Annotated in this window: 20 protein-coding genes and 1 other annotated feature; of the genes, 13 read left to right on the top strand and 7 right to left on the bottom strand. The window is 46.6% G+C overall.

Annotated features, from left to right (window positions below; genetic code table 11):
• The first annotated feature begins 10 nt into the window (after positions 1-10).
• The 10 genes from MKY87_RS04250 (at position 11) to MKY87_RS04205 (ending at position 9,717) form a co-directional block, all read left to right on the top strand.
• On the top strand, positions 11-541 hold the full coding sequence (locus MKY87_RS04250; protein ID WP_338587556.1) for a DUF5590 domain-containing protein: 531 nt from the start codon (positions 11-13) through the stop codon (positions 539-541).
• A gap of 300 nt (positions 542-841) precedes the next feature.
• Positions 842-1,369: a hypothetical protein gene (locus tag MKY87_RS04245; protein ID WP_017687748.1), complete on the top strand. Its 528-nt coding sequence runs from the start codon at positions 842-844 to the stop codon at positions 1,367-1,369.
• Complete coding sequence (locus MKY87_RS04240; RefSeq protein WP_338587555.1) at positions 1,362-2,864, top strand: AAA family ATPase; 1,503 nt, start codon at positions 1,362-1,364, stop codon at positions 2,862-2,864. The genes MKY87_RS04245 and MKY87_RS04240 overlap by 8 nt, the downstream gene beginning before the upstream one ends.
• A gap of 133 nt (positions 2,865-2,997) precedes the next feature.
• Positions 2,998-3,870 carry a 3-hydroxyacyl-CoA dehydrogenase family protein gene (locus MKY87_RS04235; RefSeq protein ID WP_017687750.1) on the top strand — a complete coding sequence of 291 codons (873 nt, stop codon included), beginning with the start codon at positions 2,998-3,000 and terminating at the stop codon, positions 3,868-3,870.
• Positions 3,867-5,072 carry an acetate/propionate family kinase gene (locus MKY87_RS04230; RefSeq protein ID WP_036671987.1) on the top strand — a complete coding sequence of 402 codons (1,206 nt, stop codon included), beginning with the start codon at positions 3,867-3,869 and terminating at the stop codon, positions 5,070-5,072. Before MKY87_RS04235 ends, MKY87_RS04230 begins: the two co-directional genes overlap by 4 nt.
• 101 nt (positions 5,073-5,173) lie before the next feature.
• Entirely contained in the window at positions 5,174-6,469 is a 1,296-nt protein-coding gene (gene asnS / locus MKY87_RS04225) for an asparagine--tRNA ligase (RefSeq protein ID WP_017687752.1), read from the top strand.
• 20 nt (positions 6,470-6,489) lie between these two features.
• On the top strand, positions 6,490-7,194 hold the full coding sequence (locus MKY87_RS04220) for a DnaD domain-containing protein (protein ID WP_338587553.1): 705 nt from the start codon (positions 6,490-6,492) through the stop codon (positions 7,192-7,194).
• A gap of 247 nt (positions 7,195-7,441) precedes the next feature.
• The gene (locus MKY87_RS04215; protein ID WP_152416945.1) at positions 7,442-7,942 is read left to right on the top strand and encodes an RNA polymerase sigma factor; all 501 of its coding nucleotides are present in this window, start codon (positions 7,442-7,444) and stop codon (positions 7,940-7,942) included.
• On the top strand, positions 7,935-8,387 hold the full coding sequence (locus MKY87_RS04210) for a hypothetical protein (RefSeq protein ID WP_340963100.1): 453 nt from the start codon (positions 7,935-7,937) through the stop codon (positions 8,385-8,387). Before MKY87_RS04215 ends, MKY87_RS04210 begins: the two co-directional genes overlap by 8 nt.
• A gap of 28 nt (positions 8,388-8,415) precedes the next feature.
• The gene (locus tag MKY87_RS04205) at positions 8,416-9,717 is read left to right on the top strand and encodes a multi-tm2 domain protein (RefSeq protein WP_445669409.1); all 1,302 of its coding nucleotides are present in this window, start codon (positions 8,416-8,418) and stop codon (positions 9,715-9,717) included.
• A gap of 152 nt (positions 9,718-9,869) precedes the next feature.
• Here the strand turns inward: MKY87_RS04205 and MKY87_RS04200 are convergent, their stop codons facing one another.
• From MKY87_RS04200 to MKY87_RS04170, 7 genes are all read right to left on the bottom strand, one after another.
• Complete coding sequence (locus MKY87_RS04200) at positions 9,870-10,523, bottom strand: methylthioribulose 1-phosphate dehydratase (RefSeq protein ID WP_264927388.1); 654 nt, start codon at positions 10,521-10,523, stop codon at positions 9,870-9,872.
• A 3-nt stretch (positions 10,524-10,526) separates the two neighbouring features.
• A complete protein-coding gene (locus MKY87_RS04195) occupies positions 10,527-11,204 on the bottom strand; it encodes a 2-hydroxy-3-keto-5-methylthiopentenyl-1-phosphate phosphatase (protein ID WP_340963093.1) in 678 nt (225 codons plus the stop codon).
• Positions 11,201-12,424: a 2,3-diketo-5-methylthiopentyl-1-phosphate enolase gene (locus MKY87_RS04190; protein ID WP_340963090.1), complete on the bottom strand. Its 1,224-nt coding sequence runs from the start codon at positions 12,422-12,424 to the stop codon at positions 11,201-11,203. Before MKY87_RS04190 ends, MKY87_RS04195 begins: the two co-directional genes overlap by 4 nt.
• Positions 12,421-13,281, bottom strand: a complete 861-nt coding sequence (proC, locus tag MKY87_RS04185) for a pyrroline-5-carboxylate reductase (protein ID WP_339783023.1) — start codon at positions 13,279-13,281, stop codon at positions 12,421-12,423. Before proC ends, MKY87_RS04190 begins: the two co-directional genes overlap by 4 nt.
• Positions 13,282-13,317: 36 nt before the next feature.
• Positions 13,318-14,565 (bottom strand): glutamate-5-semialdehyde dehydrogenase, encoded by a 1,248-nt coding sequence (locus tag MKY87_RS04180; RefSeq protein WP_340963087.1) that lies wholly within the window; start codon positions 14,563-14,565, stop codon positions 13,318-13,320.
• Between the two features lie 238 nt (positions 14,566-14,803).
• A complete protein-coding gene (gene proB / locus MKY87_RS04175; protein WP_340963084.1) occupies positions 14,804-15,907 on the bottom strand; it encodes a glutamate 5-kinase in 1,104 nt (367 codons plus the stop codon).
• 82 nt (positions 15,908-15,989) lie between these two features.
• Positions 15,990-16,204 (bottom strand) — a binding site (T-box leader).
• A 64-nt stretch (positions 16,205-16,268) separates the two neighbouring features.
• Complete coding sequence (locus MKY87_RS04170; protein WP_445669448.1) at positions 16,269-17,477, bottom strand: pyridoxal phosphate-dependent aminotransferase; 1,209 nt, start codon at positions 17,475-17,477, stop codon at positions 16,269-16,271.
• A 262-nt stretch (positions 17,478-17,739) separates the two neighbouring features.
• Here MKY87_RS04170 and MKY87_RS04165 point away from each other — a divergent pair, with 262 nt between their 5' ends.
• From MKY87_RS04165 to MKY87_RS04155, 3 genes are all read left to right on the top strand, one after another.
• Positions 17,740-18,756: an ABC transporter substrate-binding protein gene (locus tag MKY87_RS04165; protein WP_340963081.1), complete on the top strand. Its 1,017-nt coding sequence runs from the start codon at positions 17,740-17,742 to the stop codon at positions 18,754-18,756.
• Positions 18,757-18,958: 202 nt separating this feature from the next.
• Complete coding sequence (locus MKY87_RS04160; protein ID WP_340963080.1) at positions 18,959-20,581, top strand: AraC family transcriptional regulator; 1,623 nt, start codon at positions 18,959-18,961, stop codon at positions 20,579-20,581.
• Positions 20,582-20,654: 73 nt separating this feature from the next.
• Positions 20,655-21,476, top strand: a complete 822-nt coding sequence (locus MKY87_RS04155) for a carbon-nitrogen family hydrolase (RefSeq protein ID WP_249912258.1) — start codon at positions 20,655-20,657, stop codon at positions 21,474-21,476.
• The last annotated feature ends 377 nt before the right edge of the window (positions 21,477-21,853 follow it).

Here is a 21,853-nt window from a genome sequence, read left to right as displayed (position 1 = left end):
AGTTCGACTTTTGAAGAAAAAAAAGAAGTGGATATGGATTTCGCTGCTTGCACTGGTTCTGATTCTGTTTGGACTTCAGCGTTATTACGTCCATGTCACGCAGGACCAGCGCAAGGAAGAAGCGCTCGCCATACAGGCAGCACAGGAGCAACTGGGCATTACATCCTATGATGAATTGCGCAAGTACATCTGGGGAGACAAAGAAGGCTCTGACAACATCTACTGGACCCTGATCGGCAAAAACAAGGATAACCAGGATGTTATGGTCTGGGTTAAATTCGATGCAAACAATCAACCGGCTAAGGGTGCAAACGCTGTACACAGTGAGCTGCTGCAGAATGGCATGTCCGAAGCGCAGATCCGCAATCGCTTCAGTTCTGAAGTTCCTGCCGGCGAGATTAAGCGAATCATGCCTGGAGTTGTGAATGGAATATATGTGTGGCAAGTGTATTATAAAGACGGTACGCATAACCACTATCGTTTTTATCGTTTTAGCAACGGAGAACAGGTGGACCTGGTCTACACACTCCCGAACAGCTAGAACAAATAGAGTGACGTAGCTAGAGAATGAATGAAACAAAAGAACCGGCAGACGGATATCCGACTGAACCGGTTCTTTGTGTTGCCCATAAACTTAAATAATTTAAATAGTTAAAATTAATAATTTATTCATATTTTCGCCTTCGAAATTGTATATACGATGTGATATACTCAGATATGTACTCAAAGTTACATTCAAAACAAATAAACCTGTCGAAATTATCGCAGGAGTCAATGTGCACATATTCTTATATACCAATAAGCCAGTAGGTTGGGCCAAAATCTGGGAGGGGTAATTCACTTGAAACTAAAAGTATTGCCTATTGCTTTAACTGCCGTCATTTCAGCCGTTGTGTTGTTTGGAGGTTGGTTTGTATATCGTCAGGTGGCTGTGCAGAATCCGATTGAAAAGATGGTTACCCAGTACGATGGAGTTAATGACGTTCAATTAACTATTAACCGCAATGACGTACAATTGAAACTGGATCTGCAACCTGATGTTGATTTGGGCAGACTGGTACAATATATTCACAAAGAAGGACAGACCCTGATTGGAACACGATCACTAAAATTGGACGTTGTGGATCATTCCAGTGAAGCACTGGAAAGTTGGTGGGGTGATGCGATGTTTACCGTAGCCCAGGCGATGGAGAACAAGCAATACACCGAGATTACACCAACGTTGTCAAAGATGGCGACCAATGGAATTAAGGTAAATACAGCGATGGATGACAACAATGTATATGTCAGTCTCAGAGACGGAGATGCCAGCAAGTTTATTATTCTGCCGCGTGTGCCCGGTCAGATAGGAGTGTGGCCTAATGCCTAAGTGGACAAAAGAAGTTGCCATCGGATTTTTTCCCGTATTGATTATTTTTCTTGCTTTTACTGGTGTTAATATTGTTCCGATTCTGATTGCAGCGGTGCTTGTCGGAGCTTTGCTGTTCATGATGCAAATGCGTGGCGGGATTACAGTAGGCGCTGCACAGGAACGTAAACGGAAGAAAAAAGGACCTTCCAAGCTCACTTTTGAAGAAATTGGCGGACAGGACAGTGCCAAGCAGGAATTGCGTGAAGCACTTGACTTTCTCATCAAACATGAAGAAATTCGGAAGTTCGGGATTCGCCCGTTAAAAGGGATCTTGCTGACGGGCCCTCCAGGGACAGGAAAAACGTTGATGGCCAAGGCTGCTGCCCATTACACCGATTCTGTTTTTGTAGCAGCATCGGGCAGTGAGTTCGTGGAAATGTATGTTGGTGTAGGTGCCAGCAGAATTCGGGATTTGTTCAAGGACGCGAGAACTCGTGCCACCAAGGAAAATAAGGAAAACGCTATTATATTTATCGATGAAATCGATGTCATCGGGGGGAAACGTGAGGGCGGTCAACAGCGTGAATATGATCAGACCCTCAATCAGCTCTTGACGGAAATGGATGGAATCTATTCTTCCGATACGCCGAGAATCCTTGTTATCGCTGCAACAAACCGCAAAGAGATGCTCGATAGCGCTCTGACGCGCCCGGGACGTTTTGACCGCCACATTCAAGTGGACTTGCCTGACAAAAAGGGCAGAAAGCATATTCTGGAACTGCATGCGGTGAACAAACCTCTGATGAAGGAAGTTAATCTGGAGAAAACAGCTGAAGAATCGTATGGTTTCTCCGGTGCACAGCTCGAAAGTGTGATGAACGAAGCAGCAATATACGCCATGAGAGACGGCCTGTTAAATATCGAACAGCGGCATTTGTCTCTGGCTATTGATAAAGTCATGATGGGTGAGAAGACAGACCGTGAGTCCAGTGTGGAAGAGAAGAAAAGGGTCGCCATTCATGAATTGGGACATGCCATTATGGCAGAACTCGTTCGTCCAGGCAGTGTAAGCCAGGTGGCACTCAGTCCGCGTGGTCAGGCGCTGGGATATGTGCGTCATAACCCTCAACAGGAACAGTTCCTCTATACGAAGCGCTTTCTGGAAGAGCAGATTATGATTGCACTCGGAGGAGCAGCTGCGGAGGAAATGTACTACGGTGGTCGTTCCACAGGTTCACGCAATGACTTCGATCAGGCAACCAATGTTGTACAGACCATGATGGCTTCGGGATTGACTTCACTTGGGATTGTGAACATGGATATGGTCACAACCGAGGAACTCATGCGTGAGAATAAATTAATTCTGCAAGAACTGATGGAACAGACAAAGCGGTTGCTTGAAGAACAACGGACAATTTTCGACAATTCACTCGACATCTTGATTCGTGAGGAAGTTTTGTCCGGCGAGCAATTTCGTTGTCAATTTCGTGACAGTGCCCTTCTACCAGCATAATTTATTTATGCTGGTTATTTTTTTTTACATTTCACTCGTGCTAAGATATTATTATATGTTGGGTCGAAATTTGTAATTTTCGGCGAACAGGGTACAATAGAGAAATAGAGAACCGAAAGGATGGAGCAGAACCATGTTTTTCAAAAAAATAGGAGTTGTCGGCGGCGGTACGATGGGGCAAGGTATTTCCCAGATGCTAGCAGCCAAAGGACTTGATGTGCTTCTCGTGGAGCATACAACACAAAAGCTGGATCATGCATATGACATGATCGAAACCAATCTGGATAAACAACTGGAGAAATGGGCGATTACAAAAGCGGAGAAGAAGTTGATTCTTTCCCGCATTACCAAGGTAGCTCATTTAGCTGAACTTGGAACTTGCGACATGGTCATTGAGACGATTTCAGAAGATCTGGATGCGAAAAAAGCAGTATTCAGCCAACTGGACCAAGTTTGTCCAAGCAATGTCATTCTGGCAAGTAATACATCCACGCTGAGTTTGACCGAGCTTGCAAGCTCGACCAAATACCCAGAGCGTGTTATTGGTATGCACTTTATTCACCCGGTATCCCGGGTTGATCTTGTAGAGATTATTCGTGGACTGAAAACTTCGGATACAACTTTCGAAGAGACCAGACGTTTTGTTGAAGAAGTAGCGGACAAAAAAGGAGTCATGATCTATGAATCACCTGGATTCGTAACTTCCCGCTTGATCTGTCTGCTGATTAACGAAGCGTTGCATGTATTGCAAGAAGGTGTTGCATCTGCTGAAGATATCGATGATGCAATGCGTATCGGATATAACTTCCAGCATGGACCACTCGAAATGGCTGACCGTTTCGGATTGGATTCTGTTGAAGCTGCACTCGAAAGAATGTTCCGTGAATTCGGAGAATTGAAATATCGTCCTTCTACAGTCCTGAAGAAAATGGTGCGTGCAGGACACCTGGGTGCCAAAACAGGCGAAGGATTCTTCAAGTACGACAAGGATGGTGACAGACTGTGAAAGTACTCGTAATTAATGCGGGGAGTTCCTCGCTCAAATATCAACTGTATAATATGACTGACGAATCTGTACTGGCTAAAGGTTTGGTAGAACGGATCGGAATGGATTCCTCCATTCTGACACATAAACCGACAGGCCGTGAGGATGTTACAGAAGTTAGTGAAATTCTGGAGCATACAACAGCGATCCGTAAAGTCATTGATATTTTGACTCACAAAGAAAATGGTGTACTGGATTCTGTAAGTGAAATTCAAGCTGTTGGACACCGTGTCGTTCACGGTGGTGAAGCATTTAAAGAATCTGCATTGGTAGATGATGCTGCCAAAGCTGAAATTCGTCGTTTGTTCGACTTGGCTCCACTTCATAACCCTGCAGCAATGATGGGTATTCGTGCGGCTGAATTAAATATGCCAGGTGTGCCTCAGGTAATGGTCTTTGATACAGCATTCCATCAGACGATGCCTGAAAAAGCTTACCTGTATGCCATTCCGCGTGTACTTTACAAAAAATATAAAGTACGTCGCTACGGCGCACATGGTACTTCCCATGATTTCGTAAGCAAGGCAGCTGCTGAATACTTGGATCGTCCAGTGGAAGATTTGAAAATTATCACTTGTCACGTCGGTAACGGTGGTAGTGTAACAGCAGTTAAAGGTGGCGTATCCGTGGATACTTCGATGGGTATGACTCCGCTTGAGGGACTGATGATGGGAACGCGTTCTGGTGACCTCGACCCAGCCATCGTACCTTATGTAATGAACAAGGAAGAACTGAGCGTAAGCGAAGTGAACTCCATGTTGAACAAACACAGTGGATTGCTTGCGATCTCGGGAATCAGCAGTGACATGCGTGAGATTACGGAAGGTATGGAGAATGGCGATGCCAACTCCACGCTTGCTTTTGAAATGTACGAATACCGTCTGCGTAAATACATCGGCTCATATGCAGCTGCAATGAACGGTGTAGACGTGATCGTCTTTACGGCTGGTGTAGGTGAGAACTCCGTTGTACTTCGCCAAAAAGTATGTGAGCAGCTCACTTATCTGGGTGTTGAACTGGATGAAGCGTTGAATGCCATTCGTTCCGGCGAACCACGCCGGATCACAACAGCGAATTCCAAAGTGGAAGTTCTCGTTGTGCCAACTAACGAAGAATTGGTAATTGCACGTGATACACACCGAATCGTATTGAATTCTCAGTAATCTAACTGTAAAGTAAATATAGAATGACAAGGAAGTGCAGAGGACAGGCATAAGCCTGCCCGCTGCATTTTCAAATTCAGGAACCAAGGGGAGATATGGGCATGAATACGAATTGTGTAATTCGTAATGTGAACGAGCATGTGGGCGAAACCGTAACAATCGGTGCCTGGATTAACAACAAACGTTCCAGCGGTAAAATTCAGTTTTTGCAGCTGCGTGATGGAACCGGATATATCCAAGGGGTTGTTGTAAAAAGTGAAGTTAGTGAAGAGATCTGGAACAATGCCAAGAGCCTGACACAAGAAAGCTCTTTATATGTTACAGGTATTATTCGTGAAGAACCTCGCAGTGCGTCTGGTTACGAGATGACTGTTACAGGGGTTGAGATCATTCACCTGACTGAAAACTATCCAATTACGCCTAAAGAGCATGGTGTTGATTTCTTGATGGACCATCGTCACCTGTGGCTTCGTTCAACGAAGCAACGTGCGGTTATGGTGATTCGTGCAGAGATTATTCGCGCTGTTCAGCAGTTCTTTGATGGTAACGGATTCACACAAGTTGATCCTCCGATTTTGACACCATCGTCTGCGGAAGGAACAACGAACCTGTTCCACATCAAATATTTTGATGAAGATGCTTATCTGACACAAAGTGGTCAATTGTATATGGAAGCTGCAGCCATGGCGCTGGGCAAGGTATATTCCTTCGGTCCAACATTCCGCGCTGAGAAGTCCAAAACACGTCGCCACTTGATTGAGTTCTGGATGATTGAGCCGGAAATGGCATTTGTAGATCACGAGGAAAGTCTGCGCGTACAAGAGAAATTTATCGCTCATGTCGTTCAATCCGTGGTGAAAAACTGCCGTGCAGAACTGGAATCTATCGGTCGTGACGTATCCAAACTCGAAGGCATCGTAGCGCCATTCCCGCGTATTACGTATGATGAAGCAATTGAATTCCTGCATGGTCAAGGCTTTGATATTCCTTGGGGAGAAGACTTTGGTGCACCGCACGAAACAGCAATTGCTGAGAAGTACAATACACCGGTCTTTATCACGCATTACCCAGCTGGAATCAAAGCATTCTACATGAAACCAGATCCGAATCGTCCAGAAGTTGTTCTCTGTGCTGATATGATTGCACCAGAAGGATACGGAGAGATTATTGGCGGTTCGCAGCGTATCGATGATCCGGAATTGATGCAACAACGTTTTGAGGAGCACAATCTCTCGGATGAAGCTTACCAATGGTATCTGGATTTGCGTAAATACGGATCGGTTCCTCACTCCGGTTTCGGTCTGGGATTGGAGCGGACGGTAGCATGGATCTGTGGATTGGATCATGTACGTGAAACAATCGCATTCCCACGTATGCTTTATCGTCTGTACCCTTAATGCTTAACCGAGGAGCATCTATGGAAGACACCACATCCAAAGCTTGGTTGGATGGAGCAGCTTATGGCATGACATCGGGTACAGCCCATCTGCCGTATGCCTTGTTACGTTTTTATCACCAGCTTGGTCTATCAGATGCAGAAGTGCTTCTTCTGATTCAACTGCTAGGGTTCCGTCAGGCAGAGTTCAACGAGTTTCCCACGCTTGAAGAGCTTGCGGCGCGCATGGGACTTGCACCTGAAGGCATTGCCAGAATGTTGCAACGTCTGATGAGGGATGGGTATATTGCTATTGACGAGCACCGTGACGAAGAACGGGACATCCAGTACGAGCGATATGACTTACATGGATTATATGCCAAGCTTGCAGCGTGCACTGCTGAAGAAGTAGCCGCATTCCGTGCGGAGCAGCAGAGTATCAATACAGCACGTCAAGATTCGAACAGTGTTCAAAAAGAAGAGGAAGAACGGAATATGTTCTCCATCTTTGAAAAAGAATTTGGACGTCCGCTCTCTCCAATGGAGTGCGAGACGATATCCAGCTGGTTGGATCAGGACCGTTATCAAGAGGAATTGATTCTAATGGCTCTGAAGGAAGCGGTTTTTGCAGGCAAAGTACATTTCCGGTATATCGATCGAATACTGCTTGAGTGGAGTCGCAATCGTGTCAAGACCGTTCAAGACGCGAAGGCGTACACGCAGCGGTTTCGTAATGGTGGACGTTAATTCAAGTGTAGGCAGGGACAAGAAACAGGCCAGAAGTCATTCTGTGCCTGTTTTTTTTGGATTAAAGATTGGATGAGTGATTAGCAGCATCAACCTTTCAGGCAATGATTTCATTTTGTTTTACAAAAATTTGATAGATCACGCAGGGGTTAACGCACAAGCTGTCGTCTATTGTATTGGAGAGGAGGGGAGAGTTATTGATGAAGCGCGCGTAATCGAACAAATCCGTCAAGGAGATACATCCCAGATGCGTACTCTGATTGATAAGTATAGCCAGCATGTATATCATGTGGCCTATTCCGTACTCAGGAACGATCAGGAAGCACAGGATGCAGCTCAGGAGGCGTTCATACAGATGTATAAATCTCTCCCCGACTACCGTTCTGAAGGTTTCAAAACGTGGTTAACCCGAATTGCCTTTCACAAAGCGATTGATGCCAAACGCAAACTGGGCAGACGAACTGCTGAGGATCTGGGTGGAGAAGAAAAAATAATCAATATGCCCGGACGGGATGAAGACGTTCTTACCCGTCTCGTTCGTGAAGAGCGTCAGGATAAACTTCGCGAAAGAATTAATCAGTTGCCTGCTCAGCATCGTGACATTATCACTGCGTATTATCTAAGCGAAAAAAATTATGAGCAGATTGCCAGTGATGCACAGGTGGCTGTGAAGACCGTGGAATCCCGCTTGTATCGTGCCCGGCAGTGGATTCGAAAACATTGGAAGGAGGATGAATGGCGTGAGTAAACAGGAGAAGTATACCGCTGCGCAATGGACTGATTATATTGAAGGCCATATGAGTGAAACTCAAGCGAACCAAATGGAACAGCTTCTGATGGAAGATCCGGATGCGATTGACATCTATCTGGAAGCGCTTGGTATCCATGGAGAACTGCCTCCGCTACATGACCCAACAGGGTTCGCGGATTCAGTCATGCATCGGATTGAGGGCATTCAATCACCCAAGGTACAACGCAAATCCCGTGCTGGACGAAACCGGCGCTGGCTTGATCATAAAGTGTTCCATTACGCGGTAGCGGCCTGTTTGACATTGATCTTCCTCTCGTCTGGACTTTTTGACAAGGTAGCACCATATCACAAGTTCCAGGATGGCGACCACAGAGGGTCATTTACCGAGAAATGGACGGAGGCAGCTACTTCATGGCTGGATAACCTCAAGCCTAAACCATAAATGGTTTCGCATTGCCTGAAAAGAAAGGATGACGACTGTGCACTCAGATCGTAACAAATTACTCGCATTTCTATTAAACCTGATACCCGGTCTTGGTTTTATGTATTGGGGACGAGCCGCAAGAGCCGTGATATATCCATTGCTTTTCTTCGGAACAGCTGTTGGCTCATTCATGTTAGCGATGGTCACTAATGAACAAGATTTATTGATTTTCGGTGCACTTTTTGCGGCTTTCTTCTGGGGGATCAGCATGCTGGACATGATCATTGTTCTGCTCCGTGCGCCTTCTGCCCGAGATGCTCATTATAGGGGATACGGTGCGCCTTATGGAGCTCCTCCACACCAAGGAGCAGCCTACCAGGGAGCATACATGGGTCAGCAAGGGCCTATGGAGCAGATGAATGAAGATGAGCTACATCAACATCCAGGTGGTGAATATGGCCATCCTGAGGGTCCCTATGGTCAACCCGTGTATCGAAAAGGCAGTGAGGGTGAACGATTCTTCACCATTTTGCTCTCATTTGTTCCAGGATTGGGACATCTTCACCTGGGATTGTTGCATCGTGGGTTGTCCTTCCTGATGGCGTTCTTTGGTTCATTTGCCATGATGGTTTTTGTAGCTTCGATCACCAATGAATCGGTATTTTTAATGTTCTTACTCATTCTGCCTGTAATATGGGTATACTGCATGTTTGATGCGGTGCAGCACGTTCACCGTAAGCAGGCTGGTGAGGTGTTGCAGGATCGGACATTATTCGAAGAATTGGAGATGGGCAGAGTAGCCGGACGACGTAGCAAAGTGCTTGCAACGCTGCTATCCGCTTTTCCAGGTGCAGGTCATCTATATCTTGGATTGCAGAAAAGAGGCATGCAATTGATGTTCCTGTTCCTGGGCAGCATCTATGTACTGGACCTGCTTCACTTATCTGTGTTTCTGTTCATGATTCCACTGGTCTGGTTCTACAGCTTCTTTGACGGGCTCCAGTGCTCCAGTCGTTATGGACGCGAGCCTTTGGTTGATCAACCGATCTTCAAGGACTGGGCCCGCCATCAGCGTCTGATTGGATTCGGGATTGCCGCGCTGGGTCTATATTACCTGACGATCCGTCTTGTCATTCCACAGCTGAATGAGCTCTTCCCTAATGCATTTATGACGTATGAGATACGTTCCTATTTGAATACCGTCATTGTATCCTTGCTGCTCATTTTTGGCGGCTTGAAACTGCTGTTTGGCAAGCAGAGGGGGGCGGGGATCCATAGTGCTGCTCAACGAAATGATGAGGGGGCAGACAGTCTCTTTTTATTCAAGGATCGGGATGATCGACTGTAGAGTGACCTAAAGTAGAGTTACACTGACACTACGATGACAGAGCAACCTTCTAATCGCTGTTATCCCCACAACATAAAAACACGCCAAGGGCTATGTATACCAGCCTCTGGCGTGTTTTTTGTTGTGCAGCTTTGATTTCGAATAAATGATTGCTATTTCGTAGCGCCCTTCAACAGAAGTTGACGGTACATCACTTCGAACAGGAACTCGAACGCTTCCAGATGACGTTTCGCTTCAAAAGCATCTTTACCCCACGCATATATGCCGTGATTACGAAGCAAGATCCCTGGCACTTTGGCATCCAGTACATCGGGTACCAATTCAGCAATGGACGGAATGTCTGCAAAGTTAGGCAGGACAGGTACACGAATCTCCGCATTTTCTTCCCAAATGTTGAAAGCCTTGATCAACTCGATACCTTGAATCGGCACCTGACCCTCTGCTCCAAAGAATTCACTGATCAGGTTGTTAAACACAGTATGCACGTGGAATACAGCACCACAGCCGGTCAAACGATAGATTTCACAGTGAATCAACGTTTCGGCACTTGGTTTCAACGTTGTTGTTTCAATTGCTTTGCCGTGTTTGTCCACAAAAAGAAAGTCTTCCGGTGTGCGAAGAGATTTGTCTTTGCCTGAGGCGGTAACCGCAAAATAAAATTGCTCCGGGTCAAAATCTCCTACACGCATCGACAGATTGCCACTTGTTCCGGGGAACCAGTTACGACTTGCGAACAATGCTTTAATATCAGCCAGTTCTTCAAGGACCTGACGTTTGTGTTCCAATGTAATCTTTTCAAAGCCCATCGTTTACAGCACTCCTTGTGTTTGCTTCTGTTTCATATCTTCGATGATATCGTAAAAGGTAGCGAATGGCACATGGTCCACACCAAGTTCAATACATTTGTCCGTCAAAATGGAGCGAGAGTAGACAAGATCGGCAATCTTTGCACCCTCAAAGTCTGTCAGACTGTCTCCAATGAGGATTCGATTGTATTGTTCTTCCGGGAAGGTACGAATCACGGTTGTTTTGCACATGCCGCAGCCATTCTCACAAGGAGGCTGACAGGGATTCGGCCATTCAATCTTAATGGTTTCACCCGCGAAGTCAGCTCCATTGCAATAGACATGATCCTTAGGGATATCGAATGGCGCGAGTAAGGGTTCGATAAAAAAGTCCATACCGCCACTGGTCACATTGAATTCGATCCCTTCGCTGCGAACGTAGTCAAGAAACTCGCTGAATCCTTCACGGATCCCCGCTTGTCCAAGCACAAATTCCACAATTTCATCTTTTTGCGATGCGGGCAACAGAGCAAACATGGCTCCAACACCTTCACGCAGCGAGATGTTCTGCTCAATCGTATCTTTCATAATCGCTTCAATGCCCTCAGGCTTGAAATGTTTCATGATTGCGACAATATTGTCCGAGAGGGTAATCGTACCGTCAAAGTCACAGAAAATGACTGTTTTTTTATCACTTCTCATCGTTCGCCACCCCACAGATCCAGTGCGCTTTTCAGTTCCGGATGCTCGGTTGCATATTGTGCAAGTGGAATGGAACGCTGAGCTGCCTCAATGGCTTGCAGGAATGCACGTCCGCCTGCCTCAGTGCCCATAGGATGTCCATGAATACCGCCACCAGCATTAACGATGACATCTGTACCAAAGTCGCGCAAAATAAGCGGTACAAGGCCTGGATGGATGCCGGCTGAAGGCACTGGCATACTGGTTCGTACTGGCAGATCAGCTGTCAGTAATTGCTCCGTGATCGCCATATTTTCTTCCTTCGGCATCGTAACCGAACCATAAGGAGAAGGGAAGAGCACCAGATCGGCACCCGCAAGACGCATCAACTGGCCAAGTACAACCGAAGCCGAGATGCCGTAATGTGGTGAAGGATACAATGCACCCGCAAGTGCAGGGTGAGCCATAATTGGCACTTTGATATCTGGATCACTGCTGAGTTCATGCAGGACATCATATCCGTAAGACAATACGTTGAACAACAAGGCATTGGCTCCTGCGCCGATGGCACGTTCAGCTTGCTCTTTCAGACGAGATGTAGGCCCTGTGAGATTGGTTGCATACATAAGTTTCTTGCCAGTCTCCTGGCGTGCCTGTTCGGCAGCTTTCATGCAGACCTCGACTCTTTTTTCGATGGGTGTCAATTTGTTCTCGAACAGAATCTCATCGTCCTTGATCAGATCAACGCCCCCAAGGGCCTGACGAATAAATTGTTCACGCAGTTCATCTGCATTTAGCCCAATAACTGACTTGAAGATACTCATTAACAGTGGACGATCATGCACACCAAGCAGATCACGAACACCATTCAGTCCAAACTTGGGTCCCGGGAATGCACTGAGGAAACCATCCGAGAAACCAAGCTTTGTTAATTTGATCCGGCCATCCATTGAGATTTTGCCAAAGACCGTCACGAGCAGGGCAGGGATATCACGACTGAAGTTAATATCGGGATATCCGATGGTAATATCGGCGTAACGCTCACCTGCAGCCATTCCTTCAGCTTCATGGACTTCTACGCTGATTACTTCACCCAGATGCTTCTGCATCGCTTCACGCTGGGCTTGCGGCAACTCAGTCCAGCTACCAACGGTCATGCCAATCGCGATGGACTGAGCCTTCTTGCGAAAGTCTGCATGATCATCATGCAGACGATATGTGGTTGTGCACATGTTATTCATTTTAAATCCCCTTCCAAAGCAGCTCCCATCTCCCGTGAGCGCTCTGCACAGCGGTTGACGGCTGCGATTACATTTTCAAAGAAATCTCCTTCGTCCAGCGTTTTCAATGCTGCTTGCGTTGCCCCTCCCGGGGATGTCACATCACTACGAAGCTTCATCGGTTCCAAGCCGGTTTGTTGTACCATACGTGACGCGCCCAGCACCGTCTGAACGGTGAGATCACGAGATTGCTGGCTGGATAAACCACCACGAATACCTGCGGCAATCATGGCCTCCATTAAATAGTATACATAAGCAGGGCCGCTTCCGGAAATCCCTGTGAGCACTTCAAGTTTATCTTCAGGCACGATGGTCACGATACCAACCGCTTCAAACATGGTCATCACTATACTGCGCTGTTCATCCGTAATCTCCGCAGAGAAGGCAAGACCCGTTGCACCGAGTCCAATGGTACTGGATGTATTCGGCATGGTTCTGGCGATCGGTTGTTTACGACCGAGCAAGGACTGCATCGTGCGGATCGATAATCCGGCAATGACAGACACGATCAGTTGATCAGGTGATAACAATGGACCGAGTTCACGCAGCGCTGCGGCAGCATCTTTGGGTTTCATACAGAGTACGATGACCGGAGTGGAGGCAAGATGATCCAGAGATTGTGAGGCAGTTCCGGTATGCACTGCATAACGGGTGCTGAGCTCCTCCTGACGTTTCTGGTTGCTGCGGTTCAGCATCGTAATATCCTGAGGACGAACGACTAGGCGGGAGATCAGTCCGCGCACGATGGCTTCAGCCATCGCGCCTGCTCCGTGGAAAGTAATCTTCTGTTGTAGTAACGTCTGTTGCTCTTGACTCATATTTATCGTTCCTCCTATATAACTGGTGCTGAGATATTATTGACGAATCTGTCCATTGCCTGTAATACGATATTTGGTTGATGTCAGTGCTGGCAGTCCCATCGGTCCACGTGCATGCAGTTTCTGGGTACTGATTCCGATTTCGGCTCCATAGCCAAATTCAAATCCGTCGGTGAAACGTGTGGATGCATTGTGATAGACGGCTGCCGCATCCACATCATGCATGAAGCGTTCTGCATGGGCTGTATCACGGGTTACGATACACTCGGAATGTTTGGTTCCGTAATGTGCGATATGCTGCATCGCTTCGTCCAGGTTCTCAACCACACGGATATTTAAAATATAATCGTTATACTCGGTCGCATAGTCTTCCTCGGTTGCCTCAAGGGCAAAAGGGACAAGACGGCGCACGGTGTCGCAACCTTTCAAGACCACATTGGCCTCACGGAATTGCTCGGCAAGAGCAGGCAGATGCTCTTCCGCATATGCGGCATGCAGCAGCAACGTTTCCATGGAGTTACATACGGATGGCCGTTGTGCCTTGGCATTGATGGCAATTTCGGCTGCCATAACTGGATCGGCTGATTCATCCACATAGGTATGACAGATGCCCGCCCCAGTTTCGATAACAGGTACGGTTGCATTGGCAACCACATTACGGATAAGGGAGGCCCCGCCGCGTGGAATGATGACGTCCAGCAGTCCGTTCAACTTGAGCATTTCATCTACGGAAGCACGGTCTGCATCTTCAACCAGTTGCAAAGCATCAGCAGGCATGTCTGTCGTTGCGAGTGCCCGATGCAGCACCTCGACAATTTTACGATTGGAGGACAGGGCTGAGGAGCCGCCGCGCAGCAGGACTGCATTACCTGTTTTGAGACATAATCCGGCTGCGTCTACAGTTACATTAGGACGAGCTTCATAGATGATACCGATCAGGCCAATCGGCACTCTTAATTTTTCAACATGTAATCCGTTTGGACGGGTAAATGTCTCTAACACTTCACCGACTGGATCAGGCAGATCTGCAATCTGACGTAATCCTTCAGCAATGCCAGCAATGCGCTCCTTATTAAGTGCGAGCCGATCCAGCATGGATTCCGGCGTGCCTTGTTCTCTGCCGCGTTCCAGATCTTCGGCGTTTGCCGTAATGATGGAATCCGTCTCCTTAATCAAAGCATCTGCCATGACACGCAGGGCCGTATTTTTCTGTTCTGTATTCAATCGGTTCAGCTGTGGAACCGTGGCTTGAGCTTTGATGGCTTTTTCTCTGACTTCACTCATCGTAATTCCTCCTCATATATAAAAAATAAAAATTCTAACCACATGTTGAACTAAAGATTATTCACACAGACACTACGATGACAGAATAACCTTCCAATCGCTGTTATCCCCAGATTTTTTTGATTCCCTTTTCTGAGGGGAAAATCCGGGGATAAAGGCGAACGCTCCGCTTTTTCAGGTTTTTTCTGTCCTCTCCGTTACGTGTAAATGATTAGTTTAACTTAATATACCTTCAAGTTTATTTTAAAGTAATCCATTCGTCTCTATGAATAACCTCAAGCCTATGGATGCTAGCGAGTTGTTTCATCACTTCGCCACTGGGAAGTCCGGCAATGAGTCGAAGCTGGTCATCATCATAATTGACAATACCGCGACCAAGCAAGGTTTCATCCATTCCGATGACCTCTACAACGTCTCCTGCATGAAACGTTCCCAGTACCCGCTTGACTCCTACAGGTAAAAGGCTGTGGCCCCCATGGACAAGTGCTTCTTCAGCACCATCATCCACAACGACAGTTCCCAGTGGAGTAGACATGAAGCCAAGCCACTGCTTTTTACGGGATAACGAAGCGAGTCGTGTCTCAAAGTAAGTTCCTTTGCCCGTGCCATCAACCGCTTTCTGCATATCTCCGGGTTCTTTCACACTTCCCACGAATACAGGTACGCCTCCACGTGTAGCAACCTTGGCTGCATCAACTTTGGATCGCATGCCGCCTGTGCCAACCGCTGAACCTGAACCGCCGGCAAAAGCGTAGATCTCCGCCGTTATCTCGGGGATACGGTCGTAACGCACGGCAGAAGGATCTTTACGCGGGTCTGCGGTGTACAGGCCGTTGGTATCCGTAAGAATAATTAGATGCTGTGCCTTCACCAGGTTTGCAACCAATGCGGACAACAGATCGTTATCCCCGAACTTCAATTCGTCCACCGATACTGTATCATTCTCATTGAAAATCGGAATCACTCGCTGTTTGAGCAGTTCCTCCACGGTCATACCTGCATTACCCATACGTTTACGACTGTGAAAGTCTGTACGGGTTAACAGAATTTGCGCCGTAGTAACGCGGTGCGCTGCAAAAGCCTGTTGATATGCCTGCATCAGTAACGCCTGCCCAACAGCCGCTGCAGCTTGTTTCTCATGCAACTGTTTGGGGCGCTGAGGGTAACCGATCTCCCGGAAGCCGGCAGCTACCGCTCCAGAGGTGACCAGAAGTACTTCATGACCCTGATCAGCCAATGCTGCAATTTCTCCGGCAAAAAAAGTGATCGAACTGCGATCAAGACCGCCTTCCTCCGTTGTAAGCGAGCTGCTTCCAATTTTAACTACAATACGTGAAGTCATGGTTTCACTTCCTTAAACATGATTAATAAGTGCTTCTGGAGCAGGCTTTAGCGGGTACAAAAAAAACTCCCGCCCTTTAGTTAAAAAGGACGAAAGTTTGTTACTTCCGCGGTACCACCTTTATTGATGATTAGATCATCCGGCTTCATGCCCTGTAACAGAAGGCACTGTCCTGTACGTAACAGGCCGCTCAGGGGTAGGTTTCAGAGAAGAGCCGCGGTAAATTCTTTCAGCAGGGTGGAATTTACTCTCTGTGCGCGACTGATATTCTCTTACTGGTCCCGTCATCACGTTTCGTTCAATATTTCTTATAACATACCATGGAAACTTGGCATATGCAAAGGGGTTATGGTCCTGTAAATTACTTGAATAAATTCAGCTTGCCAATCCGCTCCACAGCTTCGCGTAATCGGTTTTCATCACTTAGCAGTCCCGCACGCACATAGCCTTCGCCATGTGAACCAAAACCAATACCTGGGGCTACGGCCACCTTGGCTTCTCGCAGTAACAAGTCTGCAAATGAAGCGGAGGTATAACCGGCAGGTACAGGCAACCAGCTGAAGAATGAACCTGCGGGTTTCGAAGCTTGCCAGCCTATCGAGGAAAGAGCGTCATAAAATGCATTACGACGGGATTCGTAACGTGAAACCAGCGAAGTGACACATTCCTGAGATCCAGTAAGTGCTTCCGTTGCCGCAGCTTGAATCCCACCGAAAAGACTGACATAGATATGATCCTGAAGCAGATTAATTTTAGAGACAATCTCTGCGTTACCTAGCGCGAATCCAACACGCCATCCAGCCATATTGTACGTTTTGGATAACGTATAGAATTCAATGCCCACTTCTTTGGCACCAGGGGCTTGTAGGAAACTTACTGGACGATGTCCGTCGAACCCAATCGCACCGTAAGCAAAGTCGCTGGCAACGACGATTTGATTTTGAATGGCAAATTCAACCGTATCTTCGTAGAACGAAAGGGGAGCCGTTGCCGACGTTGGATTGTTGGGATAGTTGAGGAACATCAGCTTGGCCTTCTCCCGATCTTCGGCTGTAACAGCTTCATAATCCGGCAGGAATGCATTGGACTCCAACAAAGGCATAAATGACATGTTTGCTTTGGCGAGTGCAACACCGGACCAGTAATCCGGGTAGCCTGGATCGGGAACAAGAACGGTGTCACCGGGGTTAAGCAGGACCTGAGGTAACTGAACCAGTCCTGTTTTGCCCCCGAACAGAATGGCTACTTCAGTCTCGGGATCCAGATCAACGTTGTAATCTTCCTTATAACGTTTGGCGACGGCTTCCTTCAGGAAAGAGTACCCTCTAAAAGGGGAGTATTTGTGGTAGAGGGGATTCTCAGCCGACTCTTGCAGTGTTTTCACAATATGGGGTGGTGTAGGTGTATCCGGGTTCCCCTGACCCAGATTGATCACATCATGTCCACTTGCAATTTCACGATTTACATTTTGAACAAGGGTAGCAAAAAATTGCGTTGGCAGCTGTGTCATTACATCAGAAGTTGGTATCGTAAAGGCTGAACGAGCAGTTATATGGTCTGAATGGGTCATTATATTCATCACTCCGGTTATTAAAAATGGCAAATAGTTCTCATTAATTTATCACGTCAATCCCGAGCTGTATAGAGGGAAATGCACTTGAATATACAGTACATAGGAGCAAAGCGCGGAGGATTGTACAAAACTTAAAGTGCCCATATAGTTTTGTCCATTGAGCTGAGAGAAGCCTTGTTTTATGATAATATCCGATAATGATAATCAATATCATTAAATTATATTGCACAATGCACATGATACAGGGGGAGAAATAGCAATGAAAAAGGGCATACGAAATACGGCAGTACTATTTACGATTACGTGGTTATCCATTCTGCTACTGGCTTGTGGAAATCAGGCTACAACACCTGCTGCTGGCTCAGATGATTCCAAAGCAGCTACAGAAACACAGGCTGATGGAAAGACAACCAATGAGGAACAGACCGCAACGGAAGAGACAGATGAGGGCGAGACCCGGGTATTCAAAGATTGGACTGGCCATGAGGTAGAGGTCCCTGTAAATCCGAAGCGAGTCATCTATCATGGAGAAGTTACCGGGGATCTGCTCGCGCTTGGTGTTGTTCCTGTAGGCATACTTCGTCAGGATGGAACTGTATACGATGATCAGGTTGCTCAGGCAGAGGATGTAGGATTTCCGATCAGTGTGGAAAAAGCTCTAGCCTTGAATCCCGATCTGATCATTTTCTCGAACAGTGATGGGGCACAATACGATCAGATCTCAAAAGTTGCACCTACGGTTACATTTGATTCGTTCGGGTCAATAGAAGATCGTATGCTTATCCTTGGCGACTTGTTGAACAAAAAGCAAGAAGCGGAGGATTGGATTACGAATCATCAAAAAGCAACAGAAGAGATGTGGAAGCAACTCCATGAGAACGGATTGAAAGAAGGGGAGACTGCTTCGGTGTTCACCATGTATCCCGGGAATCGTCTGTTTGTCATGGCGGGTGCAGGATTGCCACAGTTGTTATATGGAAAAGACGGGCTGAAGCCAACAGCGGAAATTCAGAAAGTATTGGATCAAGACATGGGATTTGTAGAGATTTCGACTGAAAAATTATCTGAATTTGCCGGTGATCGGATATTTATTCTGGATCCTGTGACCGACGATGCGAAACAATCCACTAAGGAATTGCTGGATAGTACAATCTGGAAGAACCTGCCTGCGGTGAAAGAAGGAAAAGTATATCGTTTTAATATCGTAAAAGCTTCTAGTGATGCTCTTTCCAGGGAGTGGCTGTTACAAGAACTTCCAAAACAGATGATCCAATAATTGGTGATGAGTTCGTAAGGCACGATTAACATCTTTGAGTAATGCATTTTTATAAAAGTAAAAGGAGCCTTCAACCTTTCGTTGAACGCTCTTTTTTGCTGAATAAACTCATATCTGGATTATTAACAATCGCTCACTTATAATCAGACCATACAGAATGATTGATAATTATTCTCATTTTAGAAAAACGAGGTGAACCGACATGCAGGCTTTGGATGCCGATAGGGGAGCGTTGTTCTATTCAGCATTCATGTTTCGGCTGGATCATCTGGTACGACGAATTGAAGCACCTGAACAGGTGATGCTGGAAGTTGCTTGCGAGAAACATGCCTTCCTGATCTGCGAAGAAGGGGATGGGCGTTTATATATTGGACATGAACAGTTTCCGTTTACTACGGGATGTGTCTATCCGCTTTCTCCGGGAGAGGGGTACCAGATTGAACATCGTAATAACTCGGAATTGAAATATATCGTAATGGCTTTTGATGTTATTCATGTGTTAACGGGTGATCCCGAGCTCTTTACTCGCCCTGTATTTGAGCACAGAAACCAATTGAATGGTTATCCCTATGCTCCGTTAAGTGGGCTGCTGGAGCAAATGTATGTCATTCGAAATTATAAAACAGATGCCGAATACAGTCATTTGAATGCGCAATTCCAAAAATGGATGGAGATGATCATTACCCGGTACACTTCTCCAAAGACGGAGCAGAGTATGGAAGCAAGACTACACAGTACGATTCAGTATGTGGACGACCATTATGCTGAAGAAATCACTGTACAGAAACTGGCACGTCTTGCGGAGATCAGACCTGTACAATATACGACCCTCTTCAGACAACTCACGGGTCACAAGCCACTCGATTATGTGAATCATGTACGCATCAAACATGCCAAGGAATGGCTTCGCAAATCGGATGAACCACTTCGGGATATAGCGAGCCGCGTGGGGTTTAAGGATGAATATTATTTCAGCAGGCGTTTTCGCCAAATGACCGGATTATCTCCTCGTCAATATGACAGATCGATTCAGCAGCAGACATTAGTACAAGATTGGTTGGGTCATGATGTGAATATTCCAGTAAACCCGGAGCGAATTATGTATTACGGAGATTCCGCTGGGGATATGCTGATGCTGGGCATTCAATTGCTGGAAGATCGGACATATGATGCTGTCGCACCGGTTAATGTGGAAGCGGCTGTTCAAATGAAGCCGGATTTAATTATTTTTGATAGCAGCAATGAACAGCAGTATGAACAACTTTACCGGATTGCACCGACGCTTGCTTACAATTCACATGCCACGTTGGAAGAACGAATGCGCAGATTGGGCAGCTGGTTTGGCAGACAACCGCAGGCTGAACAATGGCTAACCTCCTATGCGGAGCGTACTGAGCAGATGTGGGCGAAGATCCATACTGTGATTGAAGAGGGGGAAACGGCATCCGTATTTACATACCATCGGGGTGCACGATTATTTGTTATGGGCAATATCGGGCTGGCGCCATTGTTATATCATCCAATGGGATTCAGGCCAGTTACCAAAGTGAAGGAAGCACTTGCGGCAGGCAGAGCCTATAAGGAAATTTCGGCTGAAGCGGTACGTCAGTATGCGGGAGATCATGTATTTGTTATGCTGCCTGAGGAAATTGTGGCAAGACAGGCTACAGAGATGCTGATGAAAAGTCCCAGTTGGCAGGCCCTTCCGGCTGTGCAGAATGGACGGGTGTATCCTGTGGAAGAGTCGATCTGGAATGTGGGTGATGCGCTTACGAGTGATCGATTGCTGACCCTGCTCCCTGAGTTGTTGTGTGCAAGTTCATAACAACAACAGGCTTGCAGTCCTCAGGAGGATCAAGCTATGATAGCAGGTATTACGGTTCAGAGGAGTGCTTGTCATGACAGAAAAACAACAGGGAGAAATGCGTGTAGCCCTGATTCAGGGCGATATTCAGCTCGGAGACCCTGAGGCCAATCATAAACATATGCAGACGTTGCTTGAGCGTGCGGTAGAACAATATCCGGATCTGGGGCTGGCTGTGTTACCTGAGATGTGGAATACCGGATACGCTTTGACTCAAATTCATGAACTCGCTGACCCGGAAGGCCAGAAATCTCGGGAATGGCTGTCTGCTTTTGCTCAAAAACATCAAATTTCCATCGTTGGCGGTTCAATTGCCGAGAAACGGGATGGTCAAATATACAATACAATGTACGCTTATGATCGTGAAGGAAAACAGGTAACACGATACGATAAATTACATTTGTTCCGTCTGATGGACGAAGAGAAATATTTACAGCCTGGTACAGAACCTGAAATTTTTGAATTGCAAAATGGTCTTACAGCCGGTGCTTCGATCTGTTATGATATCCGGTTCCCGGAACTTGCCCGCACCCTTGCTTTAAATGGTGCCAAGGCATTGATTGTACCCGCCGAATGGCCGAAACCTCGTCTGCACCACTGGCGTACGTTACTAACGGCACGAGCGATTGAGAACCAGATGTATGTGATCGCATGTAACCGTGTAGGTAAAGGGGGAGAGACCGAATTTTTCGGACATTCCCTTATCATTGATCCTTGGGGTGAGATTGTGGCTGAAGGTGGCGAAGGGGAAGAGATCGTGACCGGAATTATTCGTCCATCTCTGGTGGATGAGGTTCGCGGACGTATTCCCGTATTTGAAGACCGTCGACCTGGCGTTTATTTTGGCGGAAAATAAAAACGGAAATAAAATTCTTCAGTAAAAGTGTTTATTCTTCCAGGACGCGGGTAATGATAACTATCCCGTCACCAAGGAGGATGATCAATCAATGGACAACCATGTGAAAGATACGCTCAGGAGACTGGAACAGGATAACACAAGGGAAGATCACTTAAGGGCATTCTTAGAGAATGGAGCAGGAGGGCTATCACCCCCTGATTCAACTGTTCAGGACGAAGGCCGTGTAATGAATCAGCAAAACAGGCTGACAAGCGATCGTAATTTGCGAAAATAAACCGCCAAACATGAAGTTTTCTTATGTACGTTTCCACGTTAACATTATAAATTAGCATTGTAGCTTAACAACTTAACAAGCAACATTGTACTGTAACCAG

This window comes from Paenibacillus sp. FSL R7-0198, from assembly GCF_038000415.1.
Taxonomy (GTDB): Bacteria; Bacillota; Bacilli; order Paenibacillales; family Paenibacillaceae; genus Paenibacillus.
The sequence above is the reverse complement of the archived record's forward strand: the minus strand, read 5'-3'. Positions and strand labels throughout refer to the sequence as shown.